At 66.1% G+C, this 16,954-nt stretch carries 14 protein-coding genes; 10 read left to right on the forward strand and 4 right to left on the reverse strand.

What is annotated here, in order from left to right:
• Positions 1-117: 117 nt before the first annotated feature.
• Both M3465_RS12635 and M3465_RS12640 read left to right on the forward strand, forming a co-directional pair.
• Positions 118-1,221 (forward strand): efflux RND transporter periplasmic adaptor subunit, encoded by a 1,104-nt coding sequence (locus M3465_RS12635; RefSeq protein ID WP_249502125.1) that lies wholly within the window; start codon positions 118-120, stop codon positions 1,219-1,221.
• Entirely contained in the window at positions 1,218-4,289 is a 3,072-nt protein-coding gene (locus tag M3465_RS12640; protein WP_249502126.1) for an efflux RND transporter permease subunit, read from the forward strand. Before M3465_RS12635 ends, M3465_RS12640 begins: the two co-directional genes overlap by 4 nt.
• Positions 4,290-4,301: 12 nt before the next feature.
• On the opposite strand, the gene M3465_RS12645 is transcribed toward M3465_RS12640, so the two are convergent.
• On the reverse strand, positions 4,302-4,754 hold the full coding sequence (locus M3465_RS12645) for a hypothetical protein (RefSeq protein ID WP_249502127.1): 453 nt from the start codon (positions 4,752-4,754) through the stop codon (positions 4,302-4,304).
• An 86-nt stretch (positions 4,755-4,840) separates the two neighbouring features.
• Here M3465_RS12645 and M3465_RS17085 point away from each other — a divergent pair, with 86 nt between their 5' ends.
• Positions 4,841-5,557 (forward strand): phosphatase PAP2 family protein, encoded by a 717-nt coding sequence (locus M3465_RS17085; protein ID WP_349305041.1) that lies wholly within the window; start codon positions 4,841-4,843, stop codon positions 5,555-5,557.
• Positions 5,558-5,563: 6 nt separating this feature from the next.
• Here M3465_RS17085 and M3465_RS12655 read toward each other — a convergent pair whose 3' ends face one another.
• A complete protein-coding gene (locus tag M3465_RS12655) occupies positions 5,564-6,274 on the reverse strand; it encodes a response regulator transcription factor (RefSeq protein ID WP_249502128.1) in 711 nt (236 codons plus the stop codon).
• The gene (locus M3465_RS12660; RefSeq protein ID WP_249502129.1) at positions 6,271-7,893 is read right to left on the reverse strand and encodes a sensor histidine kinase; all 1,623 of its coding nucleotides are present in this window, start codon (positions 7,891-7,893) and stop codon (positions 6,271-6,273) included. The genes M3465_RS12655 and M3465_RS12660 overlap by 4 nt, the downstream gene beginning before the upstream one ends.
• A 197-nt stretch (positions 7,894-8,090) precedes the next feature.
• Between M3465_RS12660 and M3465_RS12665 the strand changes: the two genes are divergently transcribed.
• Genes M3465_RS12665 through M3465_RS12685 form a run of 5 tightly spaced genes read left to right on the forward strand, consistent with a single transcriptional unit; the run spans position 8,091 to position 15,667 of the window.
• A complete protein-coding gene (locus tag M3465_RS12665) occupies positions 8,091-9,323 on the forward strand; it encodes a glycosyltransferase family protein (RefSeq protein WP_249502130.1) in 1,233 nt (410 codons plus the stop codon).
• Between the two features lie 15 nt (positions 9,324-9,338).
• Positions 9,339-10,571 carry a glycosyltransferase family 4 protein gene (locus tag M3465_RS12670; RefSeq protein ID WP_249502131.1) on the forward strand — a complete coding sequence of 411 codons (1,233 nt, stop codon included), beginning with the start codon at positions 9,339-9,341 and terminating at the stop codon, positions 10,569-10,571.
• Positions 10,571-11,722: a glycosyltransferase family 4 protein gene (locus tag M3465_RS12675; protein WP_249502132.1), complete on the forward strand. Its 1,152-nt coding sequence runs from the start codon at positions 10,571-10,573 to the stop codon at positions 11,720-11,722. Before M3465_RS12670 ends, M3465_RS12675 begins: the two co-directional genes overlap by 1 nt.
• Positions 11,719-13,542: an ABC transporter ATP-binding protein gene (locus M3465_RS12680; RefSeq protein WP_249502133.1), complete on the forward strand. Its 1,824-nt coding sequence runs from the start codon at positions 11,719-11,721 to the stop codon at positions 13,540-13,542. Before M3465_RS12675 ends, M3465_RS12680 begins: the two co-directional genes overlap by 4 nt.
• Positions 13,532-15,667 carry a phosphotransferase gene (locus M3465_RS12685; RefSeq protein WP_249502134.1) on the forward strand — a complete coding sequence of 712 codons (2,136 nt, stop codon included), beginning with the start codon at positions 13,532-13,534 and terminating at the stop codon, positions 15,665-15,667. The genes M3465_RS12680 and M3465_RS12685 overlap by 11 nt, the downstream gene beginning before the upstream one ends.
• 9 nt (positions 15,668-15,676) lie before the next feature.
• Here M3465_RS12685 and M3465_RS12690 read toward each other — a convergent pair whose 3' ends face one another.
• Entirely contained in the window at positions 15,677-16,300 is a 624-nt protein-coding gene (locus M3465_RS12690) for a SurA N-terminal domain-containing protein (protein ID WP_249502135.1), read from the reverse strand.
• A gap of 241 nt (positions 16,301-16,541) precedes the next feature.
• Between M3465_RS12690 and M3465_RS12695 the strand changes: the two genes are divergently transcribed.
• Both M3465_RS12695 and hemP read left to right on the forward strand, forming a co-directional pair.
• Positions 16,542-16,703, forward strand: coding sequence for a hypothetical protein (locus M3465_RS12695; RefSeq protein WP_249502136.1), 162 nt, complete (start codon positions 16,542-16,544; stop codon positions 16,701-16,703).
• Positions 16,700-16,864 (forward strand): hemin uptake protein HemP, encoded by a 165-nt coding sequence (gene hemP, locus M3465_RS12700; RefSeq protein ID WP_249502137.1) that lies wholly within the window; start codon positions 16,700-16,702, stop codon positions 16,862-16,864. Before M3465_RS12695 ends, hemP begins: the two co-directional genes overlap by 4 nt.
• Positions 16,865-16,954 lie beyond the last annotated feature (90 nt).

A 16,954-nucleotide genomic window follows, 5' to 3' on the forward strand; every position in this document is an offset into this window, starting at 1 on the left:
CCCAGGGTCAACCCTGTGCCCGCCCGGCCCATGTCCTTGACAATAGGAGCCGGGAGGAACAGTTGATCCTCAACCGATGACCGGCCATCAAGACGGGCCGATGAAAAAGGACCGGACATGATCAAGCGCCTCGTTATCGCCATCATCCTTCTCGCAGCGATCGCCGGGGGCGTAATCTGGTTCAACCTGTTCCGCGACAACATGATCGCCCAGATCTTCTCGGGTCGCACTGCCCCCGCCGTGCCGGTTGCAACGGTCGAAGCGACGCCGGGCGAATGGGTTCCCGCGCTCGAAGCCATCGGCACGATCTATGCGGCACGCGGCATCGAGCTTTCCGTCGAAGCGGGCGGCGTGGTCGAGGCGGTGAATTTCGAGGGCAACGACAAGGTGGAGGAAGGCCAGATCCTGGTCCGCATTTCGGATTCCATCGAACTGGCACAGAAGAACGCCGCCGAAGCGCGCGCCAATCTGGCGCGCCAATCGCTCGACCGGGTGCAATCGCTCGGCGAACGCGGTGTCGCCGCCGATGCCTCTGTGCAGGAGGCGCAGGCCAACCTCTCCGCCGCGACAGCGGATGTGGAGCGGATCCAGGCGCAGATCGACCAGAAGGTCATCCGCGCACCCTTCAGCGGCGAAATCGGTATTCCCGAGGTCGAGATCGGCGAATTCGTCGCCCCCGGCGCGCCGATCGCCACGCTGCAGGATCTGTCGATGCTGCGCGTCGAATTCTCGCTGCCCGAACAGCAGCGCCCGCGCCTCTCCATTGGCCAGAGCGTGACCGTCACCTCCGAAGAGGGCGTGCGGGCAGAAGGCCGGATCACCGCCATCGAGCCGCGCATCGATCCCGTGACGCGCCTCGTCTCAGTCCGGGCGGAGCTCGAGAACCCGCAAGGGCGGCTCAATCCCGGCCAGTTCGTGCGCGTGCGCATCGCGCTTCCGGCGCAGGACGGGGTGATCGCGCTGCCGCAAACCGCCGTCGTGACAAGCCTTTACGGCGACTACGTCTACGCGGTCAGGCCGGCCGAAGACGATAGCGAGTCGCTCGTCGCGCGGCAGGTCTTCGTGCGCACCGGGTTGCGGCAGGATACGCTCGTCGAAGTGACCGAGGGCGTGAAGGCCGGAGATCTCATCGTCACCGCCGGACAGAACCGGCTGTCGAACGGCTCGCCCGTGACGCTCGAGGAAGAGACCGAAGCCGCCGATGCCGGAGATGCGCAATGAGCCTGCCGGAGCTATTCACCCGCCGCCCGGTCCTCTCGACGGTCCTCGGCGCGCTGATCATGCTGGTGGGCCTGCAAGGGCTCTTCGATCTTCCGATCCGGCAATATCCCGAGGTCGAAGAGACCGTCATCACCATCAACACGGTCTATCCCGGCGCCAGCGCCGACCTGATGCAGGGCTTCGTGACCGCGCCCATCGCCTCCGCCGTCGCCACGACCGAGGATCTGGCCTATGTCACCTCGGCAAGCCGGCCCTCCTCCTCGACCGTGACCGTCAACATGAAGCTCGGCGCCGATCCCGATATCGCGCTGACCGAGGTGATGTCCAAGGTGCAGCAGGTGCGCGGCTCGCTGCCCAGCGAGGCCGAGGATCCGGTGATAGTGAAAGGCACCGGGCAGCAATTCGCGATCATGTATCTCGCCTTCCAGAACGAGAACATGACACCCGAGGAACTGACCGAATATCTCGAACGGGTGATCCGGCCGCGCATGTCGACCATCAACGGCGTGGCCGAGGTGCAGATCCTAGGCGCCGCGAACTACGCGATGCGCGTATGGATCGATCCCGTACGACTTGCCAGCCGGGGTGTGACCGCCTCCGAAGTGCTGGCGGCGATCAATTCGTCCAACTTCCTCTCTGCGCCGGGCCGCACGCGCAACGAGGACGTGACCTATTCGATCACCCTGCGCTCCACCTTGCAGACCCCCGAAGCCTTCGGCGCGCTGCCGATCACCGGCAAGGGCGACGATGTGGTGCGCCTGCGCGATGTGGCGGATGTGGAGCTTGCGGCTGAAAGCACCGATACGGTTGTCCGGTTCAACGGCGATCCCGGCACATTCGTCGGCATTTTCCCGACGCCCTCCGCCAACCCGCTCGACGTGGCGGGCGGCGTGCTCGACGAATTGCCCGAGATCCGCGACAGCCTTCCGCAAGGCATGACCGTCTCCATGGTCTATGACGCGACCGAAACGATCAGCGCATCCATCGAGGAAGTGTTCAAGACCATCGCCGAAGCGGTGGTGATCGTGATCGTGGTGATCCTGCTCTTCCTCGGCTCCTTCCGCTCGGTGCTGATGCCGATGGTCACGCTGCCGCTCTCGCTTGTCGGGGTGGCGTTCTTCCTGTCGGTGATGGGCTATTCGATCAACCTTCTGTCGCTGCTGGCGATGGTTCTGGCCATCGGTCTCGTGGTCGATGACGCGATCATCGTGGTCGAGAACATCCATCGCCATATCGAGGACGGGATGAAACCGCTTGCCGCCGCGATCAAGGGGATGCAGGAGATCTGGCTTGCCATCGTTGCCATGTCGCTGACGCTGGTTGCGGTGTTCGTGCCCATCGGCTTCGCCGGCGGGCTGACCGGATCGCTTTTCCGCGAATTCGCCTTCACGCTGGCCGGATCGGTGCTCATCTCCGGTGTCGTCGCGCTGACCATCACGCCGATGATGTCGGCGCGGCTGCTCAAGGCGGGTGAGCATAGCCAGTTTCAGAAGATCGTCGATCGCACCTCGGACAGGGTGTCCAACTGGTTCGCCCGGCGCGTCGATGGCTCGCTCGATTACCGCCCCGTCACGCTGCTCATCGTTGCGGTGCTGACCGGGCTGACCGGCTATATGTTCCTCAAGACATCGAGCGAGCTTGCCCCCGAGGAAGATGCCGGCGCGCTCTTCTCGCTCATCACCGCACCGCGCTACGCGACAAGCGACTATACCAGCCGCTATGCCGCCGAGATCGACGCGCGCACCGCCGGTATCGAGGAGGTCCGCGACCGCTTCCATATCGTTGGCATGGGCGGGGCCACCAATACCGGCTTCGCGGTCTGGGCGCTCAAGGATTGGGCGGATCGCGAGCGCAGCCAGAAACAGGTGCAGGAAGACATCCAGGCGCGCGTTGCCGCCGTCGACGGGGTCGAGGCGCTCGTCTTCGCGCCGCCGTCGCTGCCGGGTGCGGGGGGCGGCTTGCCGATCTCCGTGGTCATTCAATCCACCGACGACGCCAGCCGCGTCTACGAGGTCGCCGAGGAAATCCGCCTCAAGGCACAGGCGTCGGGACGGTTCATCGTCGTGCAGAATTCCTTGTCCTTCGACGCGCCGCAGGTGACCGTGACCATAGACCGCGAAAGGGCCGCCGCGCTCAACGTGCCGATCCGCGATGTCGGAACAACGCTTGCCGTGCTTGTCGGCGGCGGCGCGGTCAGCAAGTTCGACCGCGATTCCCAAAGCTATGACGTCATTACCCAGGTGCCGCAGAATTTCCGCGAAAACCCCGAACGGCTGGGCGATTACTTCATCCGCTCGGCCAGCGGCGACATGATCCCGCTGTCGTCGGTCATCACCGTCTCGACCAACGCGGCCCCCGCCGCGATCGAGCAGTTCGACCAGCTCAACAGCGCGACCATTTCGGCGCTGCCGCTGCCGGGCGTGACGACGGGCGCCGGGCTCGATACAATCGTGGAGATCGCGCGCGAGAACCTGCCCGAGAGTTTCTTCATCGACTATGCGGGCCAGTCCCGGCTCGAAGTCGAGGAGGGCAACACGATCCTCGTCGCCTTTGCCGCCGCGCTCGTCGTGATCTACCTGCTGCTCGCCGCGCAGTTCGAAAGCTTCCGCGATCCGCTCATCATCCTGATGTCTGTGCCGCTGTCGATCTTCGGCGCTATCCTGCCGCTCAATCTCGGGCTCGGCACGCTCAACATCTATACGCAGGTCGGGCTGATTACGCTGATTGGGATCATCACGAAACATGGCATCCTTCTGGTCGAATTCGCCAACCAGCGGCGTGACGGCGGCATGACGATCCGCGAAGCCATCGTCGATTCCGCCCGAACGCGTCTGCGCCCCATCCTGATGACGACAGCGGCGCTCGCCGTTGCGATGGTGCCGCTGATGACCGCCGACGGCGCGGGCGCCGCGGCGCGTCAGGCGATGGGTCTGGTGATCTTCACCGGTCTGGTGATCGGCACGCTTTTCACGCTGTTCGTCGTGCCGATGTTCTACACCTACTTCACCGCCAAGGAGCGTAGGCCCGTCGAGCCGGAGAGCACCGAAAGCGAGCCGCGCCGCGCCTAGATCGGGCCGGCGCTACTGCGCCGGACCCTGCGCCGAGATGGTGCAGTATTCGCCCGCGCCATCGGCTGTGCAGGCACCGGAATCCGTTTTGCGGAGCGTAAAGCCGTCCGTCAGCGCCGCGCCCTTCAATGCGACGTGATAGTGCCAGCGATAATCCTCGGGATGGTGCTCATGCGTGTAGGGCGTGAACATCATATCGGTCTGCCCGCAGCGCATCGCCTCGATCGTGTATCCGGCGCCGGAAAGGATCTGGCTCACGACCTCGGCCTTGCCCTCGCAGTCGGCCATTGTCTCGGCTTCGCTGACCGCGAGATGGATGGCGTCGCCCTGTCCGAGCGTCAGAACGATCAGAACGGTGTGCAACATGGTCTCGCCTTTCGATACGGTATCGCCCGCACCCTTGGCGGTTTCGCCGGGATCGTCAAACGGTCTTGCATCAACCGGCACGCGGTCGCGCCGCGACATTTCGCGCGCCGCGCCCGCCAGGTGGGAACCCAAACGCGCGACAAGCGTCTTACTCCAAAGCTCACAACGGGATGAAAAGGAGATCCGTGCGCCTGAAACCCGCAATCGACCGCCTGCCGCAATCCTGGCTCCTGGTCGGGCTCATCCTCGTTTCCGCGCTGGCCTGGGGCTTCATCGAGCTTGCCGATGAGGTCGCCGAAGGCGCGACGCATCGATACGACGCCTATCTCATGCGCGCGCTCCTCGACATCACGGGGGTGGCCGCCGGCACCTCGTCGCCGCTGATGGGCGAGATCATGCGCGACACGACCGCCCTGGGCGGAATTGCGGTGCTTGGCTTTGTCGTGATCGCGGTGTCGGGTTTCCTATGGCTCGCAGGCAAGCGCCGGTCCACGGTGTTCCTGCTGATCTCCGTGGCGACGGGCCTTGCGATGAGCCAATGGTTCAAGGGGCTTTTCGACAGGCCTCGACCGGATTTCATCACGCACGGCTCTTACGTGCATACCGCCAGCTTCCCGAGCGGTCATTCGCTGATGGCCGCGCTCGTCTACATGACGCTCGCGGTCATGCTGGCCCGGTCGCTCAAGCAGCGGGCGGCCAAGGTCTATGTCACCGCGCTGGCGATTCTGCTCGCGCTGTCGGTCGGCTTCAGCCGCATCTGGCTCGGCGTTCACTGGCCGACGGACGTTCTCGCGGGCTGGATGCTGGGCACGGGATGGGCGCTGGCCTGCGCGGTGCTTGCGGGATGGCTCGACCGGCGCGGAGTGATCGAGCCCGAGGAAGGCGCACCACCCGCGCGGTGATCGGCATCAAGACGACGCTTTCGTTCCGCCATCTTCTGACGTTAGCACATAGCCGAAGCCGCGAACGGTGCGCAGCGCCCCTTCAGCCCCGGCGCGATCCAGCTTGCGCCGCAGATAGGCGACATACACTTCGACGATATTGGTATGCGGATCGAAATCGTAGCCCCAGACCGCACGCAGGATGTCAGGTCGGCTGACGACCCGTCCCGCGTTTTCGGCGAAATAGATGAGCAGCGCGAATTCCGTCGCCGTCAGGCCAAGCTCCGCATCCCGGTAATACGCCACCTTGCGCGGCAGATCGAGCCGGATATCGCCCACGGAAATTTCCTCCTGCACGGGCTGGGAACGGTTGGCATGGCGCAGCAGCACTTCGAGCCGCACCAGCAATTCCTCGAAGGCGAAGGGCTTGGTCATGTAATCGTCGGCGCCCGCGCGAAGCCCCTCCAGCTTGTCGTCCAGCGCATCCTTGGCCGTGAGCATCAGGATCATCACATCCTCGCCCGCCGCACGTAGCTTCTGGCACAGATCGGCGCCTTCGGCATCGGGCAGCATCCGGTCGAGGATCACGGCAGAAAAGCTTCCATCCCGCACGGTATCGAGCAGCCCCGCCCCTTCGGAACGAACGGTCACCTCATAGCCCTCGGCCGAGAGGCCGGCGGCGAGGAACCCGGCGATCTCGGTGTCATCCTCGACGATCAGAAGACGCGGCGCTGTCATGTGTTCCCCGGTGTTTCAAGCGGTGTATCAAGCGGCAATGCGATCGTGATCGCAGCGCCCCCGCCGGGGGCGGAGCCGATCTCGATCCGGCCGGAATGACGGTCGATGATCCACTTGGCAATGGCAAGCCCCAGCCCCGCACCGCGCCGCGATTCGCCGCGCCTGATCTCGCCGCGATAAAACCGCGCGAAGGCGTTTTCACGTTCCGTTGCGGTAAAGCCCGGCCCTTCATCGCTCACTTCGATGATGGCGCATCCTGCCTCCGATGTGAGCGTGATCGTCACCGCACTGCGTTCCGGGCTGAACTTGATCGCGTTGTCGAGCAGGATCAGCAAAACCTGCCGCAGCCGGTCTGCATCCGCACGCACGATCAGCGGATCGATGGGCTGGCGCGGCGCGATCACGATCCCCTTGGCGCGGGCCAGCGCCTGACTGTCGAGAAGCACGTCGCCGATGAAATCCTGAAGCACGACAGGGCGCAGATCGATCTCGATCGCACCATGTTCGGACCGGGCGAGAAACAGCAGATCCTCGACCAGCCGCGACATCTGCCCGACCTTGCGCACCACCGCCTCCAGTGTTTCGCGCAGCTGCTCCGGGTCCGGCTCGCGGCGGCGCAGCGCGACCTCGGCCTGCCCGCGCAGGATCGTCAGCGGCGTGCGCAATTCGTGGCTGATATCGGCGAAGAACTTGGTGCGGGTGCTGTCGATCTCACGCAGACGGCTGTTCACGCGCTCCAGCTCTTCGGAGCGGTCCAGAAGCTCGCGCGTGCGCTCGGCCACCTGCCGCTCCAGCGTCTCGTTCGAGCGTTTGAGCGCATCGCGCTGCTCGCGGATCTGCGCCGTCATGCGGTTGAGCCTGCGCGCCAGATTGCCAAGCTCGTCCCGGCTTCCCGTTTCGACGATTTGCGAAAGCTCTCCGCGGCCCACGGCATCGGCGGCTTCGGCAAGGTCGGTCACGGGGCGCAGCACCGTCCGGTTGAGCATCAGGACCACCCCCGTCCCGACCCCGGCGACGACGAAGATCACGCCAATCGCCAAGGTCATGGATTGACGCGACAGGCGTTCGGATTCCGCAAGGCTTTGTTCGACCTCGCGCAACTCGCGGTTCAGGATCGCCTCGATCACGTCGCCCAGCTCCTCATCGAGCCGCTCTTCCACCTCGTCGCGATAGATGGCATCGGCGGTTTCGCGATTGCCCTGCTGCAATTCGCTGGACAGGCGCAGATACACGCCGTCAAGCTCGGACACCAGATCCTCGATCCGGTTGATGAGCCGCAGCTCCTCCACCTCCTCGGCCCGCGCATCGAACGCGTCGAGCCAGTCGATCTCGGCCGTGATCAGCCGCTTTTGTGTTTCGATATGATCCTGAAGCGCGCTGCGCGCATGGTCGATATCGGCGGCTTGCGGACCGATGATGATGAGCTCGGCGATCTGTTCGATATAGTGGTTCGCCTCCGTTGCGATCAGGTCGATATTGCGCAACTGCTCGTAGGAGGCGCCAAGCTCGCGCCGGTTATGATCGGCCGCGCTCAGCATGACGATGATGACCGCCGAGATCAGCGCCACGCTGAGCGCGAGCACCGCGTGACTGAGCAGGATTTTCGTTCGGATGCGCATGGGGCCGGTCCGGTCGGTGGCAAAGGGCGATAGCTGCCCGGTGCTACCATCTCGGGAGCCGGTGGGGAACGCGGCGCGTCCTCTCTAATGAAATTCTAATGGCGATTAGTGGGTTCTAATTTGAAGAAACGCGCCCGCCCCGCCACCTATGAGGCGCAGTCCCGATGCATGTGCATCGGCCGAACCGGGGAAACGCGATGTTGGATATCAGGCATTGGAATGGTGCAGAGCCCGCAATCGGCGCGGCGCCGCGCATCGTGCTTTACTCGCATGACACGCTCGGCTTCGGCCATCTGCGGCGCAACCTCCTGATCGCGGATGCCCTGCGTGCCATGAGCCCTGCGCCGCAGATCCTGATGATCGCCGGCATGCGCGAGGCCGGCGCGTTCGAGTTGCCCGAGGGCGTCGATTGCCTGACCCTGCCCGCGTATGAAAAGCGCGCCGACGGCAGCTATGCGCCCCGCGATCTGGGCGGCGATCTGTCCGCGCTTGTCGCGCTGCGCGCCGCGACGATCAAGGCGGCGGTGCTCGCCTTCGATCCCGATCTGATGATTGTGGACAACGTCCCGCGCGGCGCGCAGGAGGAGCTTGATCCGTTGCTGAACGCGCTGTCCGCGCAGGGGCGCACCCATTTGGTTCTGGGCCTGCGCGACGTGATCGACCGCCGCGATGCGGTGCAGAAGCAATGGGCGCAGCAACGCAATTTCGAGGCGGTGCGGCGGCACTATGACGATGTCTGGGTCTACGGCGATCCGGTGTTCTACAACCTTCTGGAGGATTGCGCGCTCGCGCCGCAGCTTGGCGGCAAGGGCCGCTTCGCCGGCTATCTCGACCACCGCGCGCGGCTTGCGCTGCCCTCTGCCGCACCCGCCCGCGACGCAATGCTGGGTGATGACCCCCGCCCCTATGTGCTTTGCGCCGTGGGCGGCGGGCGCGACGGGATCGCGCTTTGCGAGGCGTTCGTGCAGGCCAAACTCCCCGAGGGCCATCGCGGCATCCTCATTACCGGCAGCCAGATGCCCGGCCTGATGCGCGACGGGATCCGCGGCATCGCCGAAGCGCGCGCGGACATGACCATCGTCGATTTCATGGCCGAACCCATCGCGCTGATGGCGGGCGCGGAGAAGATCGTTGCGATGGGCGGCTACAACACCACTTGCGAAATCCTCTCGCTGGGCCGCCCCGCGCTGATCGTGCCGCGCGTGCGCCCCCGTGCCGAACAACTCATCCGCGCCGAGATGCTGGCGGACAAGGGGCTGGTGTCGGTTCTGCATCCCGACCGGCTGGATGCAAAGGCGCTCGGTGCATGGCTGGCCCAAGACGCCCCCGCCCCCGCACTGCCCGATATCGACATGGGCGCGTGCGAAAGCGTGCGCCGCTTTGCGCAGGCGTTTCTGACAGAGCGCACCCCCCTGCGCGCTGCCGTTTGATCAAAGGAATTCTCCATGACTCATTCACCCGCAGGCAAGATCGGCTACGTTCTCAAGCGCTATCCCCGCTTTTCCGAAACCTTCATCGTGACCGAGATCCTCGCCCATGAGGCAGCGGGACAGGAGATCGAGATCTTCGCCCTGCGCCCCGTCGAGGAGACGCATTTTCAGGACATGCTGGGCCGCGTCCGCGCGCCGGTGACGCGGGTGCCCGACAGTTTCCGCAACGCCGATGCGCTCTGGTCCTTGATCGAACGCGCGCGCGATACGCTGCCCAGCGGCTGGACGGCGCTGCACGCCATGACCGGCGCGGCAGGGCGCGACGTGGCGCAGGCGATCATCGTCGCGCTAACCGCGCATGAGCGCGGTATCACGCATCTGCACGCGCATTTCGGAACCGTGTCCACCTCCGTTGCGCGGCTCGCGGCCGCTCTGGCGGGGATCACCTACAGCTTCACCATGCATGCCAAGGATATCTACCACGATTACGACACCCCGGTTCACCTCGACGAGAAACTGCGCGATGCCGCCGGGGCCGTCACCGTGTCGGATTACAACCGCGCCTATCTGCGCGACCGGTTCGGCGCCGATGCGGCGCATGTGGCGCGCATCTATAACGGGCTCGATCTGACCCGCCTGCCCTATGCCGCGCCGAACTCGGGCGGCGAGATCCTCGCCATTGGCCGGTTGGTCGAAAAGAAAGGCTTTGACGTTCTCATCGACGCGATGGCGCTCATGCGCGATGCGGGCCATACCGTGCCCTGCCGCATCATCGGCTCCGGCGATCAGGAAGCGGCGCTGCGCGCCCGGATCGACGCCGCCGGCCTGCAGAACGTGGTGCGCCTGGACGGCCCGCGCCCGCAAGCCGAGGTGTTCGACGCGCTGCGCCGGGCGTCGATGCTCGTCTGCCCCTGCGTGGTGGGCGCGGATGGCAACCGCGATGGCCTGCCGACCGTGCTGCTTGAAGCGATGGCGCTTGGAACGCCCTGCATCTCGACCGATGTCGTCGGCATCCCCGAGCTGGTGCGCGACAACGATACCGGGCTTTGCGTTCCCGAACGCGACGCAGAGGCGCTGGCGGACGCGATGGCGCGGCTTTCCGGCGATCCGGCGCTCGCCGCGAGGCTTTCGCGCTCCGCACGCGCGCTGATCGAAGCGGAGTTCGACATCACCCGTAACGCGGCGCATCTGCGCGATCTCTTCGCCGCCTGCATCGCCTCGCAAACCCCGCAAAAAGGAGCCGCCTGATGCGTATCGCCTATGTCTGCACCGACCCCGGCATCCCCTGCTTCGGCACCAAAGGCGCGTCGATCCACGTTCAGGAAATGCTGCGCGCCTTCGTTTCGCGCGGGGCCGAGGTCACGCTGATCTCGCCCAACCTCTCGGGCACCGTGCCCGCCGACCTGCGAGCCGTTCGGCACGTAGCGCTGTCCGGGCTGCCCAAGGGCGACCGCGCCGCACGCGAGCGCGCGCTGATCGAGCTGAACGGCGCTGTCGAGGCCGCGCTGATTGCGCAGGGGCCGTTCGATATGGTTTACGAGCGCCACGCGCTCTTTGCCCACGCGGCGATGGAATGGGCCTCGCAAAGCGGGATTCCCGGCATTCTCGAAATCAACGCGCCGCTGATCGAGGAACAACAGCGCCATCGCTCGCTTGCCCTCCCGTCGGAGGCAGAAGCCAGCGCCCGCCGCGCGATCACGGCGGCGGAGACGGTCTCCGCCGTCTCTCCCGAAGTGGGGCGCTATGCGCGCAGCCTCGGCTCTCTCAATGTGCGGGTGATCCCCAATGCGGTGAACCCGGCGCGGTTTCCGGCGCGCCAGCCGGCAGAGGGGCCATTCACCGTGGGCTTTCTCGGCACGCTCAAGCCCTGGCATGACGTCGCCACCCTGATCGACGCCTTCGCGCTCTTGCGCGCGGGGCCGGCGCCGGACGCGCGTTTGCTCATCGTCGGCGACGGGCCGGAGCGCGCAGGCTACGAGGCGCGGCTCGCCGCGCTGGGGCTGGCGCATGCCGCCGAGTTCACCGGCGCGCTTGGCGCGGCTGAGGTGCCGGAGGCACTGTCGCGGATGCATGTTGCCGCAGCGCCCTATTCCGGCGCGCAGGAGTTCTATTTCTCCCCGCTCAAGCTTTATGAATACATGGCCGCCGGCCTTCCGGTGGTGGCGAGCCGCGTCGGCCATCTGGACGAGGTCGTCGCGCATGGACGGACCGGACTACTTTGTCCGCCCGACGATGCGGACGCGCTGGCCGCTGCGTTCACCCGTCTGGCCGAAGCTCCCGACATGCGCGCCCGGCTCGGTCGCACCGCGCGGGCCGAAGTTCTGGCGCACCACACGTGGGACAACGTCGCCGCGCAGATCTTCCGCTGCGCGGGGTTCTTCATGGCAGAGGCGGCATGAGCACGGGGCGCAAGGACAAGATGTCAGAGGTCTTTCCGAGCCTCGGACGTATCATGGCACGGCTCGCGCCCTACATGCGCGGGCACCGCGCAACGCTGGCCGGTTCCGTTCTTGCGCTTCTCGCCGCAACGGCGATGAAGCTTCTGGAGCCGTGGCCGCTCAAATTCGTGATCGACCGCATCGTGCCATCGACTGCCGGTGAAACCGCCGAGCTGGGCGCGCTCGAACCGACGACATTGCTGGCGCTCTGCGCGCTCGGGCTGATTGCGGTGATCGGGCTGAAAGCGCTCTTTCAGTATCTCTCCACGGTCGGCTTCGCCATTGTTGGCAACCGCGTTCTGACGGCCGTGCGGGGCGATCTTTTTCGACACCTGCAAACCCTGTCGCCGGGGTTTCACGCGCGTTCGCGCACCGGCGATCTGACGATGCGGCTGGTCAGCGATGTGGGCATGCTCAAGGAAACCGCCGTCACCGCCGCGCTGCCGCTGGCGGCGAACCTGCTGGTGCTGTGCGGAATGCTCGGCGTCATGCTGTGGCTCGACTGGCGGCTGGCGCTGCTGGCGCTGTCGCCGCTGCCGATCCTCTGGATCGTCTCGCTAAAACTGACGCGCCGCATCCGGGAGGTCAGCCGCAGCCAGCGCAAGCGTGAGGGCGAGCTGGCCGCGACAGGGGCCGAAACGATGGCCGGCATCCGCACCGTTCAGGCGCTCGGCCTCGAAGAGCGCGCGGCGCAGGATTTCGGCGCTGCCAACGCCCGCGACCTGCGCGCCGGCGTGAAGGGCAAGCGGCTGGCGGCGGGGATGGAACGCTCCGTCGATCTGCTGACCGGGATCGGGCTGGCGATCGTTCTGTGGTTCGGCACGCTTCAGGTGATGAAGGGCCGGATCAGCCCCGGCGATCTGCTGGTGTTCATCACCTACCTGAAAAACACCTTCCGCCCGGTGCGCGAATACGCCAAATACACCGCGCGTCTGGCCAAAGCGGCGGCGGCGGGCGAACGCGTGGTCACGCTGCTCGACGAGATGCCGGAAGTGCGCGATGCGGACGGAGCCAAGCGCTTGCCGCACGGCACGCCGGGGGCGGTCAGGTTCGAGGATGTCACCTTCGGCTATGACACCGCCCGGCCAACGCTGACGGGGCTTTGCGCCGATATCGCGCCGGGGCAATCGGTGGCGATCACCGGCCCTTCGGGGGCGGGCAAATCGACCTTCATCAGCCTGCTCCTGCGCCTTTACGATCCGGCTCAGGGGCGCATCACCATCGACGGGCAGGATCTGCGCGATGTCACGCTGTCCAGCCTGCGCGCCAATATCGCGCTGGTGCCGCAGGAAACGCTGATCTTTCGCGGCACGCTGGCCGAGAATATCGCCCTTGGCGTGGGGCGGGAGGTGACGCGGGACGAAATCGTCGCCGCCGCCAAGCTGGCCAATGCGCATGCGTTCATCATGGCGCAGCCTGAGGGCTTCGACACCGAGATCGCCGAACGCGGCGCGACACTGTCGGCCGGTCAGCGCCAGCGCATCGCCATCGCCCGCGCCGCGCTGCGCCGCGCGCCGATCCTCGTGCTGGACGAGCCGACCGTGGGCCTCGATCGCGAAAGCGAGGCCGCCGTGGTGGATGCCATTCGCAAGCTGGCGCAGGGGCGCACGACGTTCCTTGTCACGCATGATCTTGCGCTCGCCGCGCGGGCAGGGCGCATCCTGCACCTGACCGGCGGTCGTATCGCCGAGGACGGCTCGCATGATGCGCTGATGCGCAAGGGTGGCGCCTATTCCACGATGTTCCGCGCCAGCCACGGGGGCGGTGCGGATGCTGCCTGACTCGGATCTCGCGCTCATCGCCCGCGATGCCGCGCTGCCTGGCCTGCGCCTTGCGCTCGATGCAAGCGCGCTGGCTTCGCGCTGCGATCTGCCGCCGATGCGCGCGGCCTATCTGCGCTACAAGCCCGGCACGAGTTGCGTGGCGTCGTTGATCCCCGAGAATGGCGGTTTGGACGCGCTGGCCGTTATGGCCTACACGCCACCGCGCTTTGCGGAAGCCCGTTCGCGGCCCGAGTGGCTGGATGGGCCGAACCCTGCGGTGTTGCTGGAAGATGCCTGCGTCGCGCTGGTGCCGCTGGCGCGGGACAGGGCGCTCAAGGGAGCGCGACGGCTTGCCGATCCTGACCGCGCGCCGCGCCTGTTGCGCAGACTACTGGGAAGCCAGCCCGGCACCCCGCCACGCCTGCTGCGCTACAAGGCCGGTCGGCGAGCGGTTCTGCGCGCGGGCGACGCGCTGATCAAATGCTACACGGCAGAGGACTACGGCCCGGCATATGAGGCCGCGCGTCTGGCCGAAACGCTGGGCAGCGCGCCGCTCATCGGCGCGTCGGAGCGGCATCATTGCCTTGCCTGGCGCTGGCTGGACGGCGCATCGCTTTGCCCCGAAGAGGGCAGCGCGCAGCCTTGCGTCGCGTGGCGTATGGCCGGTGAGGCGCTGGCGAAGGCACAGAGTGCTGCTATTGCGCCACACCGGCGCGCTCCCGATGCATCGGTCGAAATCGCGGCGCAGGTGGAAATGCTCGCCGCGCTCGATCCCGATCTGGCTTCCCTCGCGCAGAGCGTCGCTTCGCGCTTAGCCGCGGCCCTTGACGATGCCCCGGCAACGCTGATCCACGGCGATTTCAGCGCCGATCAGGTGATCATTCACGACGCGCGGGCCACGATCATCGACTGGGATCGCGCCGCCAGCGGCGATCCGGCGCGTGATGTGGGCAGTTTCCTCGCCCGGCTCGACGCGCAGGTGATCGGCGGCACACTTGAGCCGGATCGGCGCGACGCCGCGGCAGATGCGTTCCTGAACGGCTACCGGAACGCGGATGGCCCGGCCCGCTCGCGAGCCATCCCCGCCCAACACGCCCGCGCGCTCATCGCGCTTGCGCCGGAGGCGTTTCGCAGCCGCCGGGCGGATTGGCCGGATCAAGCCGCCGCCCTGTTGCGCCGCGCCGAAGCCTTGTTGCGCGATCCAAAATTACCCCGGCTCGCCACCGCGCTCGATCCGGTTGCCATGCGCTTGCGGCTCACCGATGCGCTGGGGTACCATCCGGGCAGCGTCAGCGCCGAATTGCTGCGTCACAAACCGGGGCGGCGGGCCTTGATCCGGTATCGCATCGACGGCCGCGCGCCCACGCTTGGCAAGCTGCGTGCCAAGGGGGCCGACACGCGCACGCCTGCGCTGCATGACGCTTTGCGCGCGGCCGGGTTCGATGGCTCCGCGCCTATGCGTGTCGGCGTGCCGGCCACTCGGGGCATCGTTTCCGATCCCGCGCTGTGGCTGCAGGACGAGGTGCCGGGCCGGGTGCTGACCGATTGCCTTGCTCCGAATGGCGCCACCGCTCCGCTGCGCCAAACCGGCGCGGCGCTCGCGGAACTGCACAAGGCGCAGGTTCCGGCTCGGCGCGACTGGTCGATGCAGGATGAACGCGAGGTGCTGGAGCGCGCGTTGTCAGAAGCGATAGAGCATCTGCCGAACGAGGCGGACGAGATCGCGCACGTCCTTCACGGCTTGTCCGACATCCTCTCAACCCTGCCGCCGGTCGCGCCAACCGGCATCCACCGCGACTTTTATCCCGATCAGATCCTGATCGACGGGCAGACAACCTGGCTCCTCGATCTGGATCTTTATGCAAACGGCGATCCGGCCATCGATCTGGGCAACTTCCTCGCCCATCTCGATGAACACAGCTTGCGCTTTCACGGCAATATCGGCGCGTTGAAGATGCAAGCGGAGGCGTTTCTGCAAGGTTATGCCAGCCGGGCACCGCTGAACCGGGCGCGGGTGGAGAGCCTCCGGCTCATTTCCCTCGCCCGGCACATCGCGATCAGCCTCAGGCTGCCGGGCCGCGAGCAGACGACCCGACCGCTGATCGCGCATTGCAGCGCCGCGCTGGCCGATCTCGCGGCCTGAGCTTGGCGCCTATTGCTCTACATCGGCGCGAGCTTCCATCGGCTTGCCATCGGGGCCGTAGAACACGATTTCGATCTCGTCCTGCAGGTCGGATTTGATCCCCTGCAAGGCCTGCTGCCGCAGCTGCTGCGCAATCTGAAGGCGCACGTCCTCGAAAGGCGGCAGTTCGGTATCGGAATTCTCCTGAAGCGCGTCATACATCTCGCGCACCTTTTCGTCCGACGCGCGCGTGTCGAGTTCGCGCTGGAGGTAGACCTGCAACATGGCGTCCTCCTCGGCCATCTCGCTCTTTTCTGCGACAAGGCTCTTCACTTCCGGATCGTCGGCAAGATCGGTCGTGCGCGCCTTCTGGAGCACCAGTTCGCGCAAGATCAGCGAATCCAGCGCCATCGGCACGAGCATGTCCTGCGGCTGCGATCTGAGCCGTTCGGGCAGCCCGTCGATCACCGCCTGGACATCCTCGCCGGTGATTTCGGAATTGCCGACCGTAACCAGCAGAACGCTCGGAATCCCGCCGCTGGTGTCGTCCGCGACGGCGTTGCCGGTATCCGCCTGGGCGTCTTCGCTTTGCGCTTGCGCGAGCGGCGCAAGCGCGATCAGTGCGGTGGCCGTGGTCAGTGCGAGATATCGCATGGGTATCCTCCTGTCGTTCAAGCGCCGGGGATCGGCACCTTGGGTAAGAAACACGAGCGCCGTTTTCATGTTCCAGAGTTCACGCGGGCGGCAAAGGCCGCCGAGATAGCCGAGTTAAATTGTCGGGTTGACATTTCCGACAAATTCACTCAGGAGTCAGGCACGTTCAGCCATCCCGAATCCAAGCGCTGGGAAAGCCCGACATGAGAGACCGAACCGAATTTCATGCGAGGATGTCGCCATGCAGCACACCGCCCAGCCCAGGTCCGAAAGGGATCGCACGACGGACCGGACACACCAGAACGACGCTTTCGAATTGCTGGCCTGCCAGCCTGCGTCGGATCAGAACGATCTGGTCTGGCTTCTCGATCGGGCACAGACCCGAGAGGAGGGCCGGACATGACCTTCCATTCCACCCCGCCCAAGCAAACCCCCGCGCCGGTTCTGCCGACCTATGCGGCGCGCGATCTGACGGAAGGGGGCGATCTGGCGCAGATCACCCTCGGCGATCAGACCTACGTTCTGCGCATCACCCGCGCCGGGAAACTCATTCTGACGAAATAGCGCCCTGCGCCGCAGGCAGCGCCCGTGCGCCGCGGTCATTCCCTTCCGCTTCCGGGCAGCCCCCGGCTCCAGCGCGCATGCCCCGAACGG

Source organism: Marivita sp. GX14005 (assembly GCF_023370775.1).
Taxonomy (GTDB): Bacteria; Pseudomonadota; Alphaproteobacteria; order Rhodobacterales; family Rhodobacteraceae; genus Marivita.